This is a genomic window from Agromyces humi (assembly GCF_009720255.1).
Classification (GTDB): domain Bacteria; phylum Actinomycetota; class Actinomycetes; order Actinomycetales; family Microbacteriaceae; genus Agromyces; species Agromyces humi.
Map to the genome: position 1 here is coordinate 1 of NZ_WJSP02000571.1, position 1,762 is coordinate 1,762.

The window sequence follows — 1,762 nt, forward strand, 5'->3', positions numbered from 1 at the left end:
TGGGCTTGCGCACGCCCCGGGTGCGCCCCGGACGACACGCCTCAGAGGCCCTCGGCGATCTCCTTGATCGCGGTGAGGCGGCGGTCCCATTCGGCGCCGATGGCGTCGAGTCGTCGAGCGGTGGCGGTGAGTTCCGCGCCGATCACGCGGTAGCGCACCTCGCGGCCGACGCGCACGGGCTCGACCAGCCCGACCTCCTGCAGCACGGCGAGGTGCTTCGCGATCGCCTGGCGGCTGACGGGCAGGCGCCCGGCGAGGGCCGACGCCGACGCGTCGCCCTCGCCGAGTGCCGCCAGGATGCTCCACCGGGTCTCGTCGCCGAGTGCGGCGAACACGGGGACCAGCGCCTTCATGGTCATGCGCCGCGCTCGAGCAGGGCGACGAGCTTGTCGAGCTCGTCGTTCCAGCCGCCGCGGTGGCTCTCCATGTTCGCGGCCGGGTCGGAGGTGGCCTCGAACCCGGTCTCGACCACGGTGAGCTGCGTGCCGTCGGCGGTGGGCTCGAGGGTGAACGTGAAGACGGTGGAGTGCTCGTCGACCTCGTCGGGCATGGTGCCGCTCGCGTCGTCATTGCCCCATCGGTACGACACGAGCCGCGGCTCGTCGAACGCCTCGATCCGCAGCGGCACCACGCCGTAGCCCTCGAAGGTGAGGGTTCCGCGCGCGCCGACACCAGCGCCGTGGATGACGGCCGTGCCGAACCACTGCGAGATGTGCTCGGGCTGCGTGACCGCCGACCACACCTTCTCGATGGGGGCCGCGATCTGGATCGTGCGACGTACGGCGAACCGGCCCTCGTCGACGACGGATGCCGGGTTGCTGGTCATGTGCTCCATGATGGTTCCTTTCGTGGGAGTGCTGTTGGAAATGCGTGGCTTCCCTCACCAATTGCAACTTCAGGGTTGCACATCGGAAGGCATGATGCAACCTCTGAGTTGCAGTTCTATGGCGCCCCTTCCACACCGGGGCCACCACCGCAAGGCCCGTGAGCAAACCGGCCGCTGGGCGTAGCGTCGTGCCAACCCGAAGGAGCGAGCTCAATGAGCAGTCCGACGACCCTCGTCGCCGACCGCTACCGGCTGGTCAAGCTGATCGGCTCGGGCGGCATGGGCGTCGTGTGGCATGCGTGGGACGAGCGCCTGCACCGCGACGTGGCCCTCAAGATGCTCCGCACCCAGGCCGACCTCGGCGACCGGGAGCGCGAGGCCGCCACCGACCGGGCGATGCGGGAGGCCCGCATCACGGCCGGGCTGCACCACCCGCACGCGGTCACCGTGTTCGACGTCGTGGAGCACGAGGGTCAGCCGTGCATCGTGATGCAGCTGGTGGAGTCGACGCCGCTGTCGGTGCTCCTCCGGGAGCGCGGCACCCTGAGCCCGCGCGAGACGGCGCGGATCGGCGCTGAGGTGGCCTCCGCGCTCGCGGCGGCCCACAAGCTCCGGATCGTGCACCGAGACGTGAAGCCGGGCAACATCCTCATCACCGAGGACGGCTCGGCGATGATCAGCGACTTCGGCATCTCGCACGCCCTCGGCGACACGACCATCACGGCCACCGGCATGGTGCACGGCACCCCGGCCTTCCTCGCCCCCGAGGTGGCGCAGGGCAAGCCCACGAGCTTCGCGTCCGACGTGTTCTCGCAGCTCTCCTCGAACGACCGGCGCACACGCGTGGCCGAGAAGTCCCGGCCGTCGGGGTCCGCCTTGGTGGCCAGCACGAACCCGTCGGGCAGTCCGCCTGCCCGCTCGATCGCGGTGCCGATG

General features: G+C 70.5%; 3 protein-coding genes. 1 reads left to right on the forward strand and 2 read right to left on the reverse strand.

Features of this window, described 5'->3' with window-relative positions:
• Nucleotides 1–41 precede the first annotated feature (41 nt).
• On the reverse strand, nucleotides 42–359 hold the full coding sequence (locus tag GH736_RS22385) for an ArsR/SmtB family transcription factor (protein ID WP_159607177.1): 318 nt from the start codon (nucleotides 357–359) through the stop codon (nucleotides 42–44).
• Entirely contained in the window at nucleotides 356–835 is a 480-nt protein-coding gene (locus GH736_RS22390) for an SRPBCC family protein (RefSeq protein ID WP_159607179.1), read from the reverse strand. The genes GH736_RS22385 and GH736_RS22390 overlap by 4 nt, the downstream gene beginning before the upstream one ends.
• Before the next feature lie 204 nt (nucleotides 836–1,039).
• On the opposite strand from GH736_RS22390, the gene GH736_RS22395 reads away from it, so the two are divergent.
• On the forward strand, nucleotides 1,040–1,762 hold a 723-nt coding region (locus GH736_RS22395; protein WP_159607181.1), incomplete at its 3' end, for a serine/threonine-protein kinase.

Coding starts and splice junctions, on each gene's coding strand:
- GH736_RS22390 (WP_159607179.1), bottom strand. CDS start 835: ATGGAGCACATGACCAGCAACCCGGCATCCGTCGTCGACGAGGGCCGG.
- GH736_RS22385 (WP_159607177.1), bottom strand. CDS start 359: ATGACCATGAAGGCGCTGGTCCCCGTGTTCGCCGCACTCGGCGACGAG.